The 18,961-nt window shown below is 37.2% G+C and carries 14 protein-coding genes and 1 pseudogene; 4 read left to right on the forward strand and 11 right to left on the reverse strand.

The annotated features are described in order from the left end of the window. Positions 1-141 precede the first annotated feature (141 nt). Positions 142-2,677, reverse strand: a pseudogene (locus tag ABJ974_RS09875) (phosphoenolpyruvate carboxylase). Positions 2,678-2,816: 139 nt separating this feature from the next. Between ABJ974_RS09875 and ABJ974_RS09880 the strand changes: the two are divergent. The 4 genes from ABJ974_RS09880 to ABJ974_RS09895 all read left to right on the forward strand — a co-directional run bounded on the left by ABJ974_RS09880 (position 2,817) and on the right by ABJ974_RS09895 (position 5,722). Further along, complete coding sequence (locus tag ABJ974_RS09880; RefSeq protein ID WP_419868083.1) at positions 2,817-3,185, forward strand: hypothetical protein; 369 nt, start codon at positions 2,817-2,819, stop codon at positions 3,183-3,185. A 71-nt stretch (positions 3,186-3,256) separates the two neighbouring features. Then, on the forward strand, positions 3,257-4,420 hold the full coding sequence (locus tag ABJ974_RS09885) for an iron-containing alcohol dehydrogenase (protein ID WP_419868084.1): 1,164 nt from the start codon (positions 3,257-3,259) through the stop codon (positions 4,418-4,420). A 118-nt stretch (positions 4,421-4,538) separates the two neighbouring features. Continuing rightward, positions 4,539-5,000, forward strand: coding sequence for a lipocalin-like domain-containing protein (locus ABJ974_RS09890; RefSeq protein WP_419868085.1), 462 nt, complete (start codon positions 4,539-4,541; stop codon positions 4,998-5,000). A gap of 65 nt (positions 5,001-5,065) precedes the next feature. Continuing rightward, complete coding sequence (locus ABJ974_RS09895) at positions 5,066-5,722, forward strand: GDSL-type esterase/lipase family protein (RefSeq protein ID WP_419868086.1); 657 nt, start codon at positions 5,066-5,068, stop codon at positions 5,720-5,722. 69 nt (positions 5,723-5,791) lie between these two features. Here ABJ974_RS09895 and ABJ974_RS09900 read toward each other — a convergent pair whose 3' ends face one another. From ABJ974_RS09900 to purM, 10 genes are all read right to left on the reverse strand, one after another. After that, a complete protein-coding gene (locus ABJ974_RS09900) occupies positions 5,792-7,144 on the reverse strand; it encodes a DEAD/DEAH box helicase (RefSeq protein WP_419868087.1) in 1,353 nt (450 codons plus the stop codon). Positions 7,145-7,197: 53 nt separating this feature from the next. Further along, positions 7,198-8,844: an ABC1 kinase family protein gene (locus ABJ974_RS09905; protein ID WP_419868088.1), complete on the reverse strand. Its 1,647-nt coding sequence runs from the start codon at positions 8,842-8,844 to the stop codon at positions 7,198-7,200. A gap of 95 nt (positions 8,845-8,939) precedes the next feature. Beyond that, positions 8,940-10,442 (reverse strand): carbon-nitrogen hydrolase family protein, encoded by a 1,503-nt coding sequence (locus ABJ974_RS09910; RefSeq protein WP_419868089.1) that lies wholly within the window; start codon positions 10,440-10,442, stop codon positions 8,940-8,942. 134 nt (positions 10,443-10,576) lie between these two features. Then, entirely contained in the window at positions 10,577-11,377 is an 801-nt protein-coding gene (locus ABJ974_RS09915; protein WP_419868090.1) for a hypothetical protein, read from the reverse strand. A gap of 8 nt (positions 11,378-11,385) precedes the next feature. Beyond that, positions 11,386-11,952, reverse strand: a complete 567-nt coding sequence (locus tag ABJ974_RS09920) for a hypothetical protein (RefSeq protein WP_419868091.1) — start codon at positions 11,950-11,952, stop codon at positions 11,386-11,388. A gap of 510 nt (positions 11,953-12,462) precedes the next feature. Beyond that, positions 12,463-13,992 (reverse strand): glutamine-hydrolyzing GMP synthase, encoded by a 1,530-nt coding sequence (gene guaA, locus ABJ974_RS09925; RefSeq protein ID WP_419868092.1) that lies wholly within the window; start codon positions 13,990-13,992, stop codon positions 12,463-12,465. Between the two features lie 247 nt (positions 13,993-14,239). Then, positions 14,240-15,478, reverse strand: a complete 1,239-nt coding sequence (gene purD / locus ABJ974_RS09930) for a phosphoribosylamine--glycine ligase (RefSeq protein ID WP_419868093.1) — start codon at positions 15,476-15,478, stop codon at positions 14,240-14,242. 94 nt (positions 15,479-15,572) lie between these two features. Then, the gene (gene purH / locus ABJ974_RS09935; RefSeq protein ID WP_419868094.1) at positions 15,573-17,090 is read right to left on the reverse strand and encodes a bifunctional phosphoribosylaminoimidazolecarboxamide formyltransferase/IMP cyclohydrolase; all 1,518 of its coding nucleotides are present in this window, start codon (positions 17,088-17,090) and stop codon (positions 15,573-15,575) included. A gap of 154 nt (positions 17,091-17,244) precedes the next feature. Then, on the reverse strand, positions 17,245-17,808 hold the full coding sequence (gene purN / locus ABJ974_RS09940) for a phosphoribosylglycinamide formyltransferase (RefSeq protein WP_419868095.1): 564 nt from the start codon (positions 17,806-17,808) through the stop codon (positions 17,245-17,247). A gap of 63 nt (positions 17,809-17,871) precedes the next feature. Continuing rightward, positions 17,872-18,864, reverse strand: coding sequence for a phosphoribosylformylglycinamidine cyclo-ligase (gene purM, locus ABJ974_RS09945; protein ID WP_419868096.1), 993 nt, complete (start codon positions 18,862-18,864; stop codon positions 17,872-17,874). Positions 18,865-18,961: the final 97 nt, after the last annotated feature.

An 18,961-nucleotide genomic window follows, 5' to 3' on the forward strand; every position in this document is an offset into this window, starting at 1 on the left:
TAAAGTCCTATCAAAAATTTTATGGGCTTTGTTTTATCTTTTCAAGCATATAAAAACCGAGATCCTTTAGCTGCCACTATCATTTCAACAAAAAAACCCTGCCGGTTTCCCGGCAGAGCTTTATTAATTTTATTTAATCTTTTATGCTGAGTTTCTACTGGCATTAATATTTCCGAATAATGAACGGATCACCAGCTTTTCATAGGCTTCTTTATCTCCTTCACCTTTCTGAATCTTCATTAACGCATACTGCTGAATGCTTAATAAAGGAAGAACAATTTTTTCACGGACCTTCACAGATTTCCGGGAAAGCGGATCTTCTTCCTGAAGCACCTTAAACCCGGTAAGCTCCAACATGATGTCTTTTGAAAGTGTATATTCATCAAAAAGGATATTCCAGAATGCTCCGAACTTAGGATTATTTTTAATGTAATACGTAAGGGGAAAATAGGATTTATTCATACTCATCATGGAATTCAGCACAAGGGTCTTAAAGAAATCGGAACCTTTATACAGCTCTTTCACTTCTTCAAATTTCCCCTGTTTTTTCATTTCATTCATAGCAAATCCAAACCCAAAGAATCCGGGAACGTTTTGTTTCAGCTGGGACCAGGATCCCACAAAAGGAATAGCCCTCAGATCTTCAAACTTAAGTTCATCTCCGTTTCCTCTTTTGGAAGGCCGGCTTCCGATATTGGTTTTTCCGTAATATTCCAGAGTACTCATCTCCTGCAGATAGGCTACAAACATGGGGTGAGCCTTTAAATCTGAATATTTTTTATAGCTGATATCCGCCAATTCTATAATCAAAGCTCTTTCTTTTTCCGTAAGATCTTTTTTAGAATTTTTAAAAACATCATTTTCCACTCCCGCCGTCAGCAACTGTTCGAAATTGTATTTAGCCTGTTCTTTATTTCCAAAGATACTGGTAATCGTCTGCCCCTGTATCGTCAGCTCAATTTTATTATTGGCAATTGTTTTTCCCTGAGAAGCATAGAAATCGTGGGTTTTTCCTCCTCCTCTAGCCGGCGGACCTCCTCTTCCGTCAAAGAAAACCACTTTGATTCCGTTTTCCTCAGAAATTCTGGTAAGCACTTCCTTCGCTTTATAGATCTCCCAATTGGCTTTTAAATAACCCCCGTCTTTTGTCCCGTCAGAAAAGCCTAACATAATCGTCTGCTGATTCCCTCTCCTTTCCAAATGTTTCTTATAAACGGGATGCTGATATAAAGCTACCATTACACTTTCCGCTTTATCCAGCCCTTCCATGGTTTCAAAAAGAGGAACAATATCCATATTGATATCTTCATCCCTGTAACCTGAAATTTTGAAAAATGCATATACATTCATAACATCTTTCACGGCATCCGAATTGGAAATGATATATCGGTTCATTCCCCGGTAACCGTTCAGCTGCTGGATTTCTTTTACCTGTGCTACCGTTTTCAGGGTATCCTGAACTATATCTTCAAAATCATCCGCATTTACCGCTGCGGACTTTTCAATAAGCTCACTGAATTTACGGTCATAATCCGCTTCCGGATCGCCGGATATTTTAGCATATACTTCATCAATCACTTTCTGATGGATCCTGCTGTCCTGACGAATATCCAACGTTGCAAAATGAGTCCCGAAAATCTTTACCCGGTCTCTGAAATTAACCAGCAGATCAAGGAATAAAGAATTATGTTCTTCAATTAGGATTTTTTCGGCTTCGCTTACCCTTTTAAGAATAGCTTCGGCTGTTATTTTTTCATTTTTAAATATGGAAGCATACAGTTCATCGCTCAAGGCAGTCAGGACTTCAGATACTCCCCTGAAACTTAATCTTCTTCTGACATGCTTCAGATGACTGTAATAAGATTTTAAAATCGCCGTACGCAGCTCATCTGCCACACGTTTTGTGACATCAGCCGTTACAAACGGGTTTCCGTCCCTGTCTCCTCCCGGCCAAAATCCTAACTGGATTAAATCTTCATGAATATGCGGATGCCCGTTTTCAAAAGTTTTCTTGATTTTTGTGAATAATTCTCCTATCGTATCATAATAGACATATCTCAGGTAATAAATTATACTTAAGGCTTCATCAATAGGAGTCGGTTTTTCTTTATTTACAAATGGTGTTTTCCCCAGCTGCTGAAGAAGTATATCTATATTGGTAATGGAATCTGTTGTAATCGCATTTCTGAGATCATGAATAATACGCTGAACCGAGCTGGGATAGAACTGGGTAGGGTGAGCCGTAAAAACAATTTTCACCGTAAAATCCCTCAGTTTTTCTCTTACTTTTTCCAGCTTATGATCCTGAAGGGAACGCTCAAAAAAGATTGGTTACCGTACCATTATCACTTTCCGAATGCAGGTTCGGAAATGCTGCATCTTCTATACTATCGAAAAGTACAACCTGCCTTTCTATATACTGGATAATCTTAAATAACAATTCCAGCTTCTGATCTTCATCCTGAAGATCAGTATGGTTTTTAAAAAATTCTTCTATAATAGTTTCCGGAGTTTTTCCTTTGTCATAGCCTATTTTACTTTCCTCATAAAGAAACGGAAGAAGCATTCCGATGTTGGTCATTTTATCATAAGGCAGGCTCATAAATAATGAATTATAGATCTGGAATTTATTTTCCACAATCTGCCTGAATTTCTCTGCTCGTTGATCGTGTATCATATAACAAATTTAATAGATTTTATGCGAATTTTCATATTTTGAATCAATTAATTGCTAAATTTTCTATGAAATATTAAGATTATTATTTAGCTTTGAACTGCATATTTAAACTAATAATCCTTATTAAAATCCTAATTCCATGAAAACACAAAATCCAACTTACGATTTCGTATGTTTTACCGACCTTGCATTTGAGTTCACACCCTCTGATACTCAAGAAGTTGAAACTAAAATAAAGAAAAAACTTATGGATCATCAACTGGGTAGTTACAGCCAGGAAAGGGTGAACTACATAAGAAATTTTAAGAATGATCTTTACCAGGAAATTTCCAAATGCCGAGAATCCAAATATTTTGAAGGAAAAGGTCCGGGGTCTGATTATGATGAATTTTCAAATTTCAATTTTGACAAGATGGTTCATGACTATAGAAAAAAGTACTCTAAGATAAGGGAAAGCGACTTATTTCAGATGCTAAACTACGCGATCTATCTGCACAATTTAAAATAGAATTTTAAAATTATCTTAACTCAATTTTCATAATCTAATCCGTACATTTGAATGACAAAAAAGTAAAGAACATGCTTAATTTTGAATTAAAAAATCCAACAAAAATACTTTTCGGAAAAGGAGAAATTGCAAAAATCTCTAACGAAATTCCTAAAGATGCCAGAGTTTTAATGATTTACGGAGGAGGTAGCATCAAAAACAACGGAGTGTATGATCAGGTAAAAGAAGCCTTGAAAGACCATCAGCTCTTTGAGTTCGGGGGTGTTCCTGCCAATCCTGAATATGAGGTACTGATTACCGCCTTAAACTTCATCAAAGAAAATAAGATCACCTTTCTTCTCGCAGTAGGAGGCGGATCCGTTATTGACGGGACCAAATTCCTTTCTGCCGCAGCGAATTACAATGGTGAGCCCTGGGAAATTCTCAGAAAACCGGTAAGAACTTTTGAAGGTGAAGGAATGCCTTTTGGAAGCGTCCTCACTTTACCGGCTACAGGTTCTGAAATGAACTCTGGCTATGTAATTTCAAGAAGAGAAACGAATGAAAAGCTGTCTTCCGGAGGTCCGGGGTTATTCCCACAATTTTCAGTATTAGATCCTGAAGTGGTAAGAACCATTCCTAAAAATCAGATAGTTAACGGTATTACGGATGCATACACCCACGTGCTGGAACAGTATATGACGGCTCCTTCTTCTGCTGATCTTCAGGAAAGAATTGCAGAAAGTATCCTGATCAGCTTACAGGAAACTGCGCCGAAAGTTTTAGCAGATGACTTCAATTATGATGCGGCTGGCAATTTTATGTGGTGTTGTACAATGGCACTTAACGGACTTATCCAGAAAGGGGTTATTACCGATTGGGCCGTTCATGCAATGGGTCATGAATTAACAGCTTATTTTGGAATCGATCATGCCAGAACCCTGGCAATTATAGCACCTTCGCATTACCGTTATAATTTTGAATCTAAAAAAGGTAAACTTGCTCAATATGCTGAAAGAGTATGGAATATCACGGAGGGCAGCATTGAAGAAAAAGCCGAATTGGGAATCAAGAAACTTGAAGAGTTTTTCCACAGCTTACATATCCAGACTAAGCTTTCCGAATATACGGACGAATACAAGGGAACGGCCGAAAGAGTTGAAAAGGCATTCACCGAAAGAAACTGGGTAGGTCTCGGAGAATACAAAAAACTTACCCCTCAGGATGCTTACAAAATTGTAGAAATGAGTTATTAATAATTATAAACGATCCTTTTATGGATCGTTTTTTTATAATATATCTTTCAAAAACCTTTAATTCATTATTAATATTTCAAATTTATTTATATTTTAGCATATTCTTAAATTTGTGAAAATGAAAAAACAACTACTTTTATTTGCCTTTTCCGCATTGGCACTAACTTCTTGTGAAGACGATAATATTGAGGCTTATGAATTGGACATGATGAAAGGAGATTGGAAGACAAGCAAAACAGAAATTATCTCCGGAGCAGACGATAAAACAGTGATTTTCTCTGAAACTCCTTCAGGATGCAGTGAAAAAGACAACACCCATTTCAGAACCGATTATTACACTTCCTATACCAGCTATACAGGAGTAGGTGCGGACTGCCAGGTGAATGAAACTGTTGAAGGTACCTATACATACGATCCTGATACCAAAGATCTGACGCTCACTTATAACGACGGAAGCGCTATTCCTTACAGAGTGGTTGTCCTTACCAATACCGAGCTGAAACTCATGATGCTCGTTGGAAATATTGATGTAGACGGCGATCAGATTGTAGATAATAATTATATCACCTTTAAAAGATAAAAACTGAAAACTCCCTGAAAAACGGGAGTTTTTTTATGCAAACTATTAATTAAATATATTAAACAATGAAGAAGGTATTATCCGCATTTTTATTATTAAGCTTTATTATTTTATTTTCTCAGGAAAAAAAACCGATGTTCTGGCAGGATATCCAGAGTTTCAAAAAATCAGATCAGGAACATACCCCTCCTGCTGATGCCATTCTTTTAATAGGAAGCTCCTCTTTCACAAAATGGACGGATGTTTCCAGTTATTTTCCAAATAAAACCATTATCAACAGAGGATTTGGAGGGTCACGTTTAACGGATCTAAATTATTACGCCAACGATCTTTTAAATCCTTATCAGCCTAAACAAATCATTATTTACTGCGGAGAAAATGATTTTGCAGATAATGACCAGCTTAAGGCTAAAGAAGTAGTTAACCGCTATAAAACATTCTACACGAAAATCCGTGAAAAATTCCCTGATATAGAAGTAGATTATATTTCCATCAAGTATTCTCCGAGCCGAGAAAAGCTCTGGCCTCAAATGAAAAAAGCCAATAAGAAAATTGCCAGCTTCATGAAAAAAGAGAAAAATGCTGAATATATCGATATTACCAAAGTAATGGAAGATGCCCAGGGAAATGTAAGAAAAGATCTTTTTGTGGAAGATATGCTTCATATGACCCCTGAAGGCTATAAGCTTTGGACTTCTGTAATGAAACCTTATATGAAATAATGAGAGCGGACTTTAGTCCGCTGTATTTTCCTTAAAAAAAGCTTCACCTTTTAGGTGAAGCTTTTTATTTTATTTCTTTCTTTTTGCTTTGGATTTCGCTTTCTGCTGAGCCCTGTTAGCCCCAAACTTTTTGGGAGCTTTTCTTTTGGAAGGCCCTCCCCAGTTTTCTTTTTTATTTTTATCCTTCTTCTCATGGAAGGCTCCTCCCCCTTCATTCAGTTTTACCTGGGCAGGATTTTTCATTACCACCTCATCTTTTTCCGAAGCGATTTTATTAGGATTGATTTTAACCTCTTCCGGAAAATCAATAAATCTAAGTTCTTTATCCATCAGCAACTCTATATCCAATACAAGAGTTTCCTCCTTCTTCGTTACAAAAGTTACTGCCTTACCGTCTTTATCTGCCCTACCGGTTCTTCCTATCCTGTGAATATACTGCTCAGGAACTTCAGGTGTTTCAAAATTAATGACATGCGTAATATTGGAAATATCCAATCCCCTGGCCATTACATCCGTGGTGATCAATCCCCTGATTTCCTCATTTTCAAACTTCTTCATTGCTTTCAAACGGTAGTTCTGGGATTTGTTGGAATGGATAACATCGAACTGTTCCGGAAAGAGTTCATCTATCTTTGTAAATAAAAGGTCTGCATGTTTTTTATTATTATTGAAGATCAACACCTTAGACATATCAACGTCTGTTTTTAACAGATGCTCCAATAAATTAATTTTAGTATTAAAATTCTGAACTTTATAAGCGGTCTGTTCTATTTTTTCCAGGGGGGTTCCTGATTTCGCCAATGAAACTTCTATAGGGCTCGCAAAATATTCATGTAATATTTCATCTAAAGCTTCCGTCATGGTAGCAGAGAAAAGAATGTTCTGTCTTTTTTCTCTCATCATTTCAAAGATATGGGTAAGCTGCGGACGGAATCCTAAATTCAGCATTTCATCGAACTCATCAATAATAAGCTTCTGTACTTCCTTTAAAGATATTGCATTGTCTATGGAAAGGTCCATTACTCTTCCGGGAGTTCCTACCAGAATATCACATCCGTCATCAAAAAGCAGCTTCTGTGTATTGATATTTTTCCCTCCGTACACCCCGATTACTCTTGCAGTGATATTTTCGGTCAATTTTTCAAGGATCTCCGTAACCTGAACCACCAGCTCTCTGGTGGGAACCAGTATTAAAACCGTTGGATTTCCGTTTTTATTATATTTCCAGGTTTTAAGAACGGGTAAAAGGTAAGCCAATGTTTTCCCGGTACCTGTTTGTGCAATTCCCATCACATCTCTACCCGAAAGAATAGGCTTTAAGCTTTTTTCCTGGATAGGTGTGGGCTCGAACAGTTCCAAGTCCGCCAAAACATCAAGAATTTTAACCGGAAGATCAAAATCTGCAAAAGTAAGTTTTTCCATATTGCAAAGATATGTATTTAAATGTACAATATAAAGGTGGAAGTAATCATCAATTATTTCCGGGTGATCCTAAGCAAAAGTATAATGATTAATAATGCGGAGAATAAAAATCCCAACACCGCAAACATTGATACGCCTCCTATTCCCGGTCCTGTTTCCGAAACAAAAACAATAGCTGTGGCAATCATATTGGCTCCCAATACCATTGCCAGAATAAGGTTCACTACACTTGACTTAATAAGCTGGTTGGTTTTCTCAATATTTTTGATCTCACTGGTCACAGTAAATTTATTTTCATCCAGCTTTTGTAATACGGAACGGAGCTCCCTGGGAATTTCATCTACATTATCTGTGAAGTTCATCATTTTATCCATTCCTGTTTTCAGGAGATTTCGTGGATCTATTTTCCGGGCCAATATTTTTTTGGTATAAGGATTAAGGCTTTTCACAATATCCAGACCGGGATTGATATTTCTTCCCACTCCTTCAATCAAGCTGATTCCCTTGAATAACAGGTAAAAATAATCCGGCATATACAGGCGGTTATCTTTAAGAATATCTTTCATTTTATTAATGATCACCTGAACATTAATTTCCTGTAAAGAAGAACTGTGCACAAAATTTAAAATATCTTCCACATCCCCTTCAAACTTTCGTTCATCGGGAATTTCATAGCTCACCGCCATCCTTTTAAGATATCTTACAATTTTATGTGAATTTTTAGCTACAAAACTTACGATAAGGTTTTCCAGGATTTCTTTATCATTCGGCTGAATTTTACCCACAGCCCCAAAATCTATAAATACTATTTTCCCATCTCTCTTCACCAGAATATTTCCAGCATGAGGATCCGCATGGAAAAATCCGTAATCGAGGATCTGAGAAACAAATAAACGCAACCCGACCTCTGATACCCTTACCGGATCTATACCATTTTCAAGTAAGATTGTTTTATCCGTTACTTTGATACCATCGATGAATTCCATACAGAGTACATTATTGTTGGAAAATTCATCATATACTCTGGGAACATAAGTCTCCCTATTATTTTTAAAATTTAAAGCAAACTGCTGGATATTGTTTTTTTCGTTGATTAATGAAACTTCTTCCAACAGGGATTTCTCAAAGGTGGAAATAGCCTGTTTCAGATTGAGCTTTGCCCCTATATCCGAATAGGCTGATAATAATCTTTCCAAATCTTTGATAAGAAGCAGATCATCTTCTATGACTTCCTGAACATCCGGTTTTTTTATTTTTAAAATAACAGGTTCTCCATTAAGTAATACCCCTTTATACACCTGGGCTATGGAAGCGGTAGCCAAGGGAGCCCGCTGGATTTCCTGGAAATGATCTTTTACAGAAATATCAAATTCCGTTTCCAGTATCTCTTCAACATCCATGTCCACTGTTTCTACTTTATCCTGTAGCTTTTGCAGCTCCTGAATAAGCTCCGGCGGAAGAAGGTCCTCCCGGTTACTGAATGTCTGTCCCAGTTTTACAAATGTAGGCCCAAGTTCTTCCAGGGCCAGTCTTATCCTTTCATATACCGTTCCTTTGGAGATAATCTCATCCGTATTTCCCTGCTCTTCTTCTTTATTTCCTCCGTTTACTCGGGCCAATAAATCTTTGAACCCGTATTTACTTAATACGGAAATCAACCGGGCTGATCTTTTCAGTTTTCTTTGCTGCTTATCAAACATGATTAAAAAATAATACAATTATCTCCAAAAACTATTCCTATTCAGGATATATTTTAGGATAAGTAAAAAAGCAGGAGAAAATCCCCTGCTTATATTTATTTCAGATAAGTTTCATAGAGATCATTCCTTCTGTCTTTCAGAACCTGAACAGAACCATGATAATGAAGGTCTTTCAGTAAATTGAGATCGACATCCACAATGAGTGTCATTTCCGTATTGGGAGTTGCTTCTCCTTTTACAGCATTGGACGGAAAGGCAAAGTCCGAAGGAGTGAATACGGCAGCCTGTCCAAACTGGATATCCATATTGTTCACTCCGGGCAGATTCCCTACACAGCCGGCAATCGCCACATAGCATTCATTTTCTATAGCCCGGGCTGCTGCACAGTGACGCACACGCATATAAGCATTCTGGGTATCAGTAAGGTAAGGAACAAAAAGAATTTTCATTCCCTGATCCGCAAGGATTCGGGGTAGTTCGGGAAACTCTACATCATAGCAGATTACGAGCCCGATTTTACCACAGTCCGTATCAAATACCCTGATCTCATTTCCACCTTTCATTCCGTAATATTTCCTTTCATTGGGGGTAATATGAATTTTCCGGTATTCATCTATTCTCCCATCCCTATGAAGCAGGTAGCTGGCATTATAAAGTTCATTATTTTCGAATATGGGCATGCTTCCGGAAATAATATTCACATTATAGCTGATGGCCAGCTCGGATATTTTATTTTTAATTTCTTCGGTTATTTTAGCCAGCTCAATCATACTGTCCCTTTCGGAAAGATTATTGAAAGGCGCAAGTAATGGCGTATTGAAAAGCTCGGGAAATAATACAAAGTCTGATTTATAATCTCCCATTACGTTTACAAAGAACTCTACCTGCTCATAAAAGGCATCTATGTTTTTAAAATGCCTCATCTGCCATTGTACCAGCCCTAAACGAATAATACTATCCTGCATGGTATTAGGCTTTTTGCTGTAATAAATATTATTCCATTGTAGCAGCACTGCATTTTCACGCGAAGATTCATCTTCCGGAAGATATTTTTTCAGGATTCTTATCGGAAGAAAGTTATTGGAAAGCTGGAAAGACAGTACGGGATCATAAATCTCTTTATCCCTCACTCGGCGTATATATTCCCTGGGCGAAAGTTCATGACTGTATTTATGGTAATTGGGAATTCTCCCTCCCAATACTATGGATTTTAGGTTGAGAAGTTCACAAAGCTCTTTTCTTGCGTCATATAATCTTCTTCCTAAACGAAGCTCACGGTACTCCGGATCTACGAAGACTTCTATTCCATACAGCACATCTCCTGTAGAGGTATGGGTATTGAATGTATAGTTTCCTGTGATATCACTGTAAGTATGCTCATCTCCAAATTCATTATAATTGACAATAATGGAAAGCGCAACAGCAGCCAGTTTATCATCCACTGTAATACAGATCTGGCCCTGAGGAAATATTTTAATGAGTTTATCAATACTTTTTTTATGCCATACGGATTCGGACATCTGAGGGTAGGCACGTTTCATGGTTTCTACCAGCTCTTCATAATCCGTTGAATTTAAGGCACGGGTTTCTATTTGCATTGTAAGTAAATTTATATATTAAATATAAAAAAAATCATCCGTATTTATCTTATGATTAAAAAAAAGAAAGCCTGCCTTTACAGACAGACCTTCAAACATAAATATAAAAATAGATTATGAAAATAGATTCAATTTTAATGATAGACGTGGATCATTGGATTTGCGATCATAAGCGGATCAGGTTCGGATAAATCCATTGCCTGTCCACACACTCCATCCTGAACATCCGCAGGCCAGTTAGGACTGGAAGGAGTTCCATTCTGCCCGGTCCATAAAGCGTTTCCCGGTCCTAATGCATCCACCTGGGACATCGTTACCCAAACAACATTATCTGATTCGGATAAAATATTTCCTCCTCCTACGGTATGGGATTCATTTATAAATAAGGCTTTTTTCTTTCCTGTTCCCTGATATTCAACGATGGGATAGGAAGATATCGTATTGGAACTGTAAGTACCGCAAATTTCAATAACGGATTTGTCCTTCATAATAAAATGGGTTTTCCCTGAAGTTGTTCCGAAAGAAGGATCAAAAAGTGTAAAAGATCCTTTTACTGAGAAATAGGAATAAGGTTCCATTTGTATGGTAGTATCTTTTCCACTTCCATATGCCCCAAAAGTGGCAGCTCCGTTAAGAATAATCCCGGAACGATTACAAACCTTCAACAGGTCACCCTGGTGGGTAAATGTTCCCGTCCCTTCGATAAGCGCACCGTTAACGATATATAAACTATTGGTAGGGGCAATGATTAAGGTATTGGACCCGAAATTAATGCTTTGGTTAACACAGTAATTGGTATTGGTCATCGTACTGCTCGGCAGGCTATTTAAATCATCTACGATTAATGATCCTTCAGGACACCCGCATGTCTGCGCATCACAGAACGATACTGTGGTCAAAAAAAATAGGGTCATTATCTTTATTCCTGTCTTCATCTCCATCCTTATTTAATAACAAAAACGATATTCATATAAGAGAAGTCTGACGGGGTTCCTACCACATCATAGGTAAGGACTCCACTATCTGATATATTGGTAATATTGATTACACTGTTATCATAATAGCTTACATAGTAATAGAGATCATCAGGAGAGCTATAGTAAGGGATAGATGCCGGTGCGTTACTGCTTTTAGCCATGGGAGCTTCAAACTGCTGTTTATAAATATTATAGAGATCTACCGTTTTACCTGTACCTGCCTGCGTATCAACCACCATTGAGGGCATATAAAATGACCGTGTGTTATTTCCTAAACATGTCCATGAAGGGGAAACAGGTGTTCCTATATTCTGACTGAGACACTGACGATCCGTATCATATACCAGAAGGCCGTTAGCAGGCTCTGCAATCGCTATTTTTTCCTGTTGAGTGAGCCGGGGAATGAGAAGGCCTTTATTGTTTGTAGACATATCTACAATAGAGCTTTTATCAGGAGTAGTTGTATTGATACCCACCTGTCCGTACATTACTGAAGTAATAAGAACGGTTATAGAACATACTAATTGTTTCATAATTACATTTTTAATAGAGTATAATACCTGATTTATATTAAACCGGATTGATTCAAACTGATTTAATACATTTTAATGCGTGCGGATTAGCCGCCATAATAAGTTTCGTTGAGAAATTATTTGTGTGTGCGTATTTTTTTTACTTCATTCCCTTCAACATTCAACTAAGAAAGTGTTTTTAAATATTTTTCAACATTGAGTCTAAGCATTAAAATATCATGCCAAAATAATCTTTTTATAGATTAAATTTACGTTAAATACACCTAAAACAATTAACAATTTTCATGTAAAAAAACAATACTCTAATAAATTATTAAAAATGTATTGCATTAATTATTTAAACAAGTGTTTAGAATAAGAATTTTTTACATTATTAATAAAATCTATACTTAATATTTTTTATGATTATAATCATATTTTAATTATTGATTTAAAGTGATCCATTATTAAATTAAAAAAGTCCGCTTAAAGATTAAGCAGACTTTTTATATTCTATATTATGTTTTATACTTATTCCCATTCAATGGTTGCGGGTGGTTTACTGGAAATATCGTAAGCCACTCTATTGATTCCTCTTACTTCATTAATAATTCTATTGGAAACGGTTTCAAGGAATTCATAAGGAAGCTTACTCCATGTTGCCGTCATAAAGTCAATAGTATTAGCTGAACGGACAACCGCCGTATATTCATAGGTTCTTTCATCTCCCATTACTCCTACGGATTTCACAGGAAGTAAAACTACAAAAGCCTGAGATACTTTTTCATATAAATCATTTTTATATAATTCTTCGATAAATATATCATCTGCTTCCTGCAGGATTCTTACTTTTTCCGCATCTACGGCTCCCAGCACCCTGATTCCCAATCCAGGTCCCGGGAAAGGATGTCTATATACCAAATGATGTGGTATTCCCAATTCTTCCCCTACTTTTCTTACTTCATCTTTAAAAAGTTCTCTAAGAGGTTCCAGCAACTCAAATTCCATATCTTCGGGAAGTCCTCCTACATTGTGATGGGATTTGATTACCGCCGAAGGTCCGTTTACCGACTGGCTCTCAATCACATCGGGATAAATGGTTCCCTGCGCCAGAAATTTAGCTCCTTCTATTTTATGGGATTCTTCATCAAAAACATGGATAAATTCATTTCCGATGATTTTTCTTTTCTTCTCCGGATCGTCTACTCCTTCCAGTTTGGATAAAAACCTTTCTGCAGCATTCACCAGCTTTATATTCATATGGAAATGCTCTCCATAGTTTTCCATTACCTTTTCTGCTTCATTCTTTCTCAGCAATCCCGTATCTACAAAGATACAGGTAAGCTGATCACCGATCGCCTTATGGATCAATACGGCTGCCACAGATGAATCCACTCCTCCTGAAAGTCCAAGTATCACTTTCTGATCTCCTACTTTTTCGCGGATCTCAGCTACTGTTTTATCAATATAATTGGTAAGTTTCCAGTTTTTTTCTGCTTTACAGATTCCGAATACGAAGTTCTCCAACATTTTAGCTCCTTCCTCCGTATGGGAAACTTCGGGATGGAACTGTACACAATAGATCTGTTTATCAGGATTGGAAATAGAGGCTATAACACCGGATTGGGCATTCAGCTCAAAGCCTGCAGGCAATTCCCCTACTTCATCAAAATGACTCATCCAGACGATAGAGTTCTGGGCAACTCCTTTTAGTAAATCATTTTCTTTAATGATATCCAAATGAGCTTTTCCATACTCTCCTTTTTCTCCTTTGTTTACTTTTCCTCCTAAAAGGTAGGCGGTAAGCTGCATTCCGTAACAGATACCCAATACAGGAAAGCCTTGCTCATATAATTCTTTTTCTACAAGGTGGGCATTTTCTGCATTTACGGAGCTTGGTCCTCCTGAAAGAATAATTCCTTTCGGCTGTCTTTCTAAAATATCTTTTATAGGTGTATTGAATGGTAAGATTTCAGAATATACTCCCATCTCACGGATACGTCTTCCGATAAGCTGGTTATATTGTGAACCGAAATCTAAAATGATAATGCCGTTATTCATTTTAAGCTATGCGTTATGAGTTATCAATTATAAGTTGTTAAGTTTCGGCTAAAGCCCATCTTCTTTTCTTTGAGATTAATCGGGCTAAAGCCCGATCCTATTGAAGAATGCCTGATCCTATTTGAGATCATGTTCTTCTTCATAAAAAATCCAAATTCTGTGGACAGGAGCTTTTGCCTGTATGAAGCCTTTTACCTTTTCTACAAAAAAAGACTTGGAAACGTTCCAAATCTTTTTTATGATTTTATTAAAACTTTCCGATGTCTTCTCTGTAAAAGGAGTAGTCAAAATGTACGGGAAGAGCGTCTTCATATACTTTCTTACGAGCTTCATCATAAGTAGCTCCTGTAGCTACAATGTTAAGAACTCTACCTCCGTTGGAAACTATTTTATCTCCTTTTTTAACTGCCCCTGCATACAGCAGCTGGCTATGTTTTACTTTATCTTCTCCTACAATTTCGAAGCCTATTTCAATATTACGGGGATATCCTCCTGAGCACATTACCAGGCAAACTGCTTTTTCGTCTTTGAATTTAAGCTCTACTTCTTTTCCTTGCATGCAGTCATTGATAACATCGAGCAGATTATTTTCCATTAATGCCATTAACACCTGTGTTTCCGGATCTCCGAATCTCATATTGTATTCAAGAAGGTAAGTTCCTTTTGGTGTTACCATTAATCCGAAGAAAATAATTCCTTTAAAGCTGAATCCTTCTTCTTTAAGACCTTTAATGGTAGGTTCCAGAATATTTTTTTCAAAGTCGGCCTGGTGTTCCTGGGTAAATTCAGGGCTTGGAGCTACTGATCCCATACCTCCTGTATTAGGACCTTTATCACCGTCTCCCGCCTTTTTATAATCTTTTACGGGAATACATGGGAATAATTTTTCTCCGTTGGAGAAAGCAATAATGGAAGCTTCAAAACCTTGTAAAAATTCCTCAATTACCAGACGGATCCCTGCATCTCCATATATTCTTCGGATCATGAAATCGTGAATGGTAGCTTCTGCTTCTTCCAGGTTATCACAGATTACAACCCCTTTTCCTCCTGCTAATCCACTGGCTTTGATCACCAAAGGATATTCCTGAGTCTGAACATATTCTTTAGCTTCAGGATAGGAATCAAATACTACGGCTTTGGCAGTTTTGATATCATAGGTTTGCATAAATTTTTTTGAGAAAGCTTTACTTCCTTCCAGGCTTGCCACTTTCTGACTAGGTCCGAATACTTTAAGACCATGTTTTTTGAACTCATCTTTTAATCCGGCTACCAAAGGTGCTTCCGGACCTACGATCGTTAAATCTATTTTTTCTTTAATAGCAAAATCTCTAAGTTCCTTTATTTCTGTTAAATGAACATTTTTCCCTATTGCATCGGTAGTTGCATTTCCGTTCGCAAAAAACATTTTAGTAACTCTGGAGTCTTTATGAAGTTTTGCTGCTAATGCAGATTCTCTACCTCCTTCACCTATGATTAATATTCTCATATTTTATTTAATTAACAAGTCTATTATAAACTACAAATATATAATTTTGAACAGGATAAATACCATTCAAAAGTTTAATTTAATTCTATTTTAATTAGTGCAGGAAGTGTCTGATTCCTGTAAACATCATTGGTATTCCATGCTCATTGGCGGCATCAATACTCTCCTGATCTTTCACACTTCCACCCGGCTGGATAATTGCTGTGATACCTTCCTGAGCGCAGAAATCCACTACATCACGGAAAGGGAAAAAGGCATCTGAAGCCAACACCAAGCTTCCATTGAATTTTTCTTTGGCTCTTTCTATCGCCTGTTGGGTAGCCCAGATTCTGTTTACCTGTCCTCCACCGATTCCGAAAGCCTGAATACCGTTAGAAACAACAATAGCATTGGATTTTACATATTTTACTACTCTCTGGGAGAATAATAATGCTTTTTTCTGAGCTTCCGTAGGTTGTGTATCAGTTACGACTTTTATTTCTTCGGAGAAGTGATTATCATTATCCTGAACCAATATTCCACCGTCAATTTTCACCCACGTCTGCTTATCGGAAACCGGATTTTTTATTTTAATAATTCTAAGATTCTTCTTCTTTCTTAAAATTTCCAAGGCATCCTCACTAAAATCAGGAGCCATAACGATTTCCAGGAAAGTTTTATTAAGCTCTTCAGCAGTGGCAGCATCTATGGTATAGTTCATTGCAACAATTCCTCCGAAGATGGAAACCGGATCACATTCAAAAGTTTTCTGGTACGTTTCCAATGCTGATGTTCCGATGGCAACCCCACATGGTGTGGAATGCTTTACGGCGCAACAGGCCATTTCTTCTTTGAACTCATTGACTACTTTCCAGCAAAGGTCCATGTCTCTGAGGTTATTGAAGGACAGTTCTTTTCCTCCTAACTGCTCAAAGTCTTTCATAGCGCCGTTCTCAAAAGTAGAAACGTAATAAGCGGCTGTCTGGTGAGGGTTTTCTCCGTATCTCAGATCTGATACTTTTTTATAGGAAGCATTCAGGTAAGCAGGATATTCTTCATCCAAAAGCATTTTTGAAATAGCGGCATCATAAGCTGAAGTAAGGTTGAATACTTTACCGGCCAGCTTTTTACGGGTTTCAATGTAAGTATCTCCGTTTTGCTCCATCTCGATTTTTACGGTGGCATAATCTTCCACATCGGTAATAACGGTTACCGAGTCAAAGTTTTTAGCAGCTGAACGAAGCATAGAAGGTCCTCCTATATCAATGAATTCCACTTTTTCATGAAGAGAAATATCTTTGTTTACATTTTCAAAGAACGGATAAAGGTTTACGATCACCATGTCTATCAAGCCTATTCCATGTTCTTCCACGGTTTTCATATGCTCTTCATTGGCACGTACTGCAAGCAATCCTCCATGTACTTTGGGATGTAATGTTTTCACTCTTCCGTCAAGCATTTCAGGAAAGTCGGTCACCTCATCAATCTGAACAGGACTTAAACCGGCTTCTTTCAGGTGTTTAAAAGTTCCTCCCGTAGAAATCAATTCATAGTTTTGAGCTTCCAGAAACTGGGCAAATTCTATTAATCCGCTTTTGTCAGAAACACTGATTAAAACTCTCTTTTTACTCATTTTTTTCTTTCAATTTTTTACTTTTCACAGTTATTCCAAACTGTATTCCGGTCTTTCACCTCCGGTTTACTTTATTTTACTTAGATTTTTTACCATCCCGTCAAAAATTAAGAATTTCTGACACCCTCACTAAGGAAGGGATTTTTAATTATAATTAATTTCCAAGCACTTTATTAATGGCTTTCGGAAATATTTCATATTCTACTTCATGAATTCTTGCGGCCAGGGTTTCAGGGGTTTCCCCCTGATTTATTATAAATGATTTTTGCAGTATGATATCTCCTTCATCGATTTCCGGTGTTACAAAATGAACGGTTGCTCCGCTTTCTTTTTCTCCGGCTTCAATTACGGCGTGGTGAACATTCATTCCCCACATTCCTTTTCCTCCGAATTTCGGAAGCAATGCAGGATGTATATTAATGATCTTTCCCTGCCAGTTTTCACAGAATTCAGGTTTCAAAATGGACAGGAATCCTGCCAGTACAATCAGGTCTGTATTTTCAGGAATTACTTTACTGAGCTCGCTGCTGAAATTTTTCCCCCTGGGAATAAGTATGCTTTCAATCTGATGATTTTTTGCTCTTTCAAGCCCGTAGCATTCACGGTCGGCCACCACCAATGTAACTTTTGCATTTTGAATTTCTCCCTGGTCTATGGTATCGAGAATTCTCTGAAGGTTAGTTCCTGAACCTGAAACCAGTACTACAATGTTTTTCATATTTTTTGTAAAATGTAAAAAGCAGTAATGTCAATGACGTTAATACTTTTTAGTTTAATACATTTATACGGTTAGGTTTATTTTTTCATTTCCTTCTGTGATCTCACCTATTTCGTAAGCGTCATCTAAAAGGTGAAGTACTTTTTCTGCGTGTTCTGCATCTACTACCAATACCATTCCTACTCCCATATTGAAGGTTCCGAACATTTCTTCACGGCTTACTCCTCCTCTTTTTTCAAGTTCTGTCATTATACTTGGGATTCTGACTTTGGAGGCATCAATAGAAGCACATAATCCTTCCGGAATAATCCTCGGTATATTTTCATATAATCCACCTCCTGTGATATGGGCTATTCCACAAACTTTTACTTCTTCCAATACTTTATGGATATCTTTATAGTATAATCTGGTAGGAACCAAAAGAGTTTCATATAAAGGTTTTCCTTCAAACTCTTCTTCAAAGTCCGGGAATACTTTTCTTACTAATGAAAACCCGTTGGAATGAAATCCTGAGCTTGGTATGGCAATGATTTTATTTCCTGCTTTAATATTGGAGCCATCAATGATCTGATCTTTTTCTACAATACCTACACAGAATCCTGCCACATCATAATCTCCGGGCTGATACATTCCGGGCATTTCCGCAGTTTCCCCTCCAATAAGTGCACAGTTGTTATCTTTACAGGCTTTTACCATTCCCAAAACAATTTCTGCAGCAATATCCGAATCGAGTTTACCACAAGCCAGATAATCTAAAAAGAAAAGGGGCTTTGCACCATGACAAAGAATATCGTTGGCACACATCGCAAAACAGTCTACACCGATAGAATCATACTTTTTGGTATCTAAAGCTACTTTAAGCTTTGTTCCTACTCCATCGGTTCCGGAAACCAGGACAGGATTTTTATATCCTCCTATTTCATAAAAAGCTCCAAAGCTTCCCAGATGATTCAATACGTTGGCATTATGGGTTTCTCCCACTGCTTTTTTTATTTTATCAACCGTTTTGTATCCTTCTTCTTTGTCTACACCTGCAGATTTGTAAGTATTGCTCATTGTAATTTCAGAAATTTTATTTCAAATTTTTTAATCAATATTTAGAAAATAAAAAAGCCGACAATCTTGGTAGATTATCGGCCGTTATTTTATTTCA

The organism is Chryseobacterium sp. CT-SW4 (assembly GCF_048572715.1).
Taxonomy (GTDB): domain Bacteria; phylum Bacteroidota; class Bacteroidia; order Flavobacteriales; family Weeksellaceae; genus Chryseobacterium.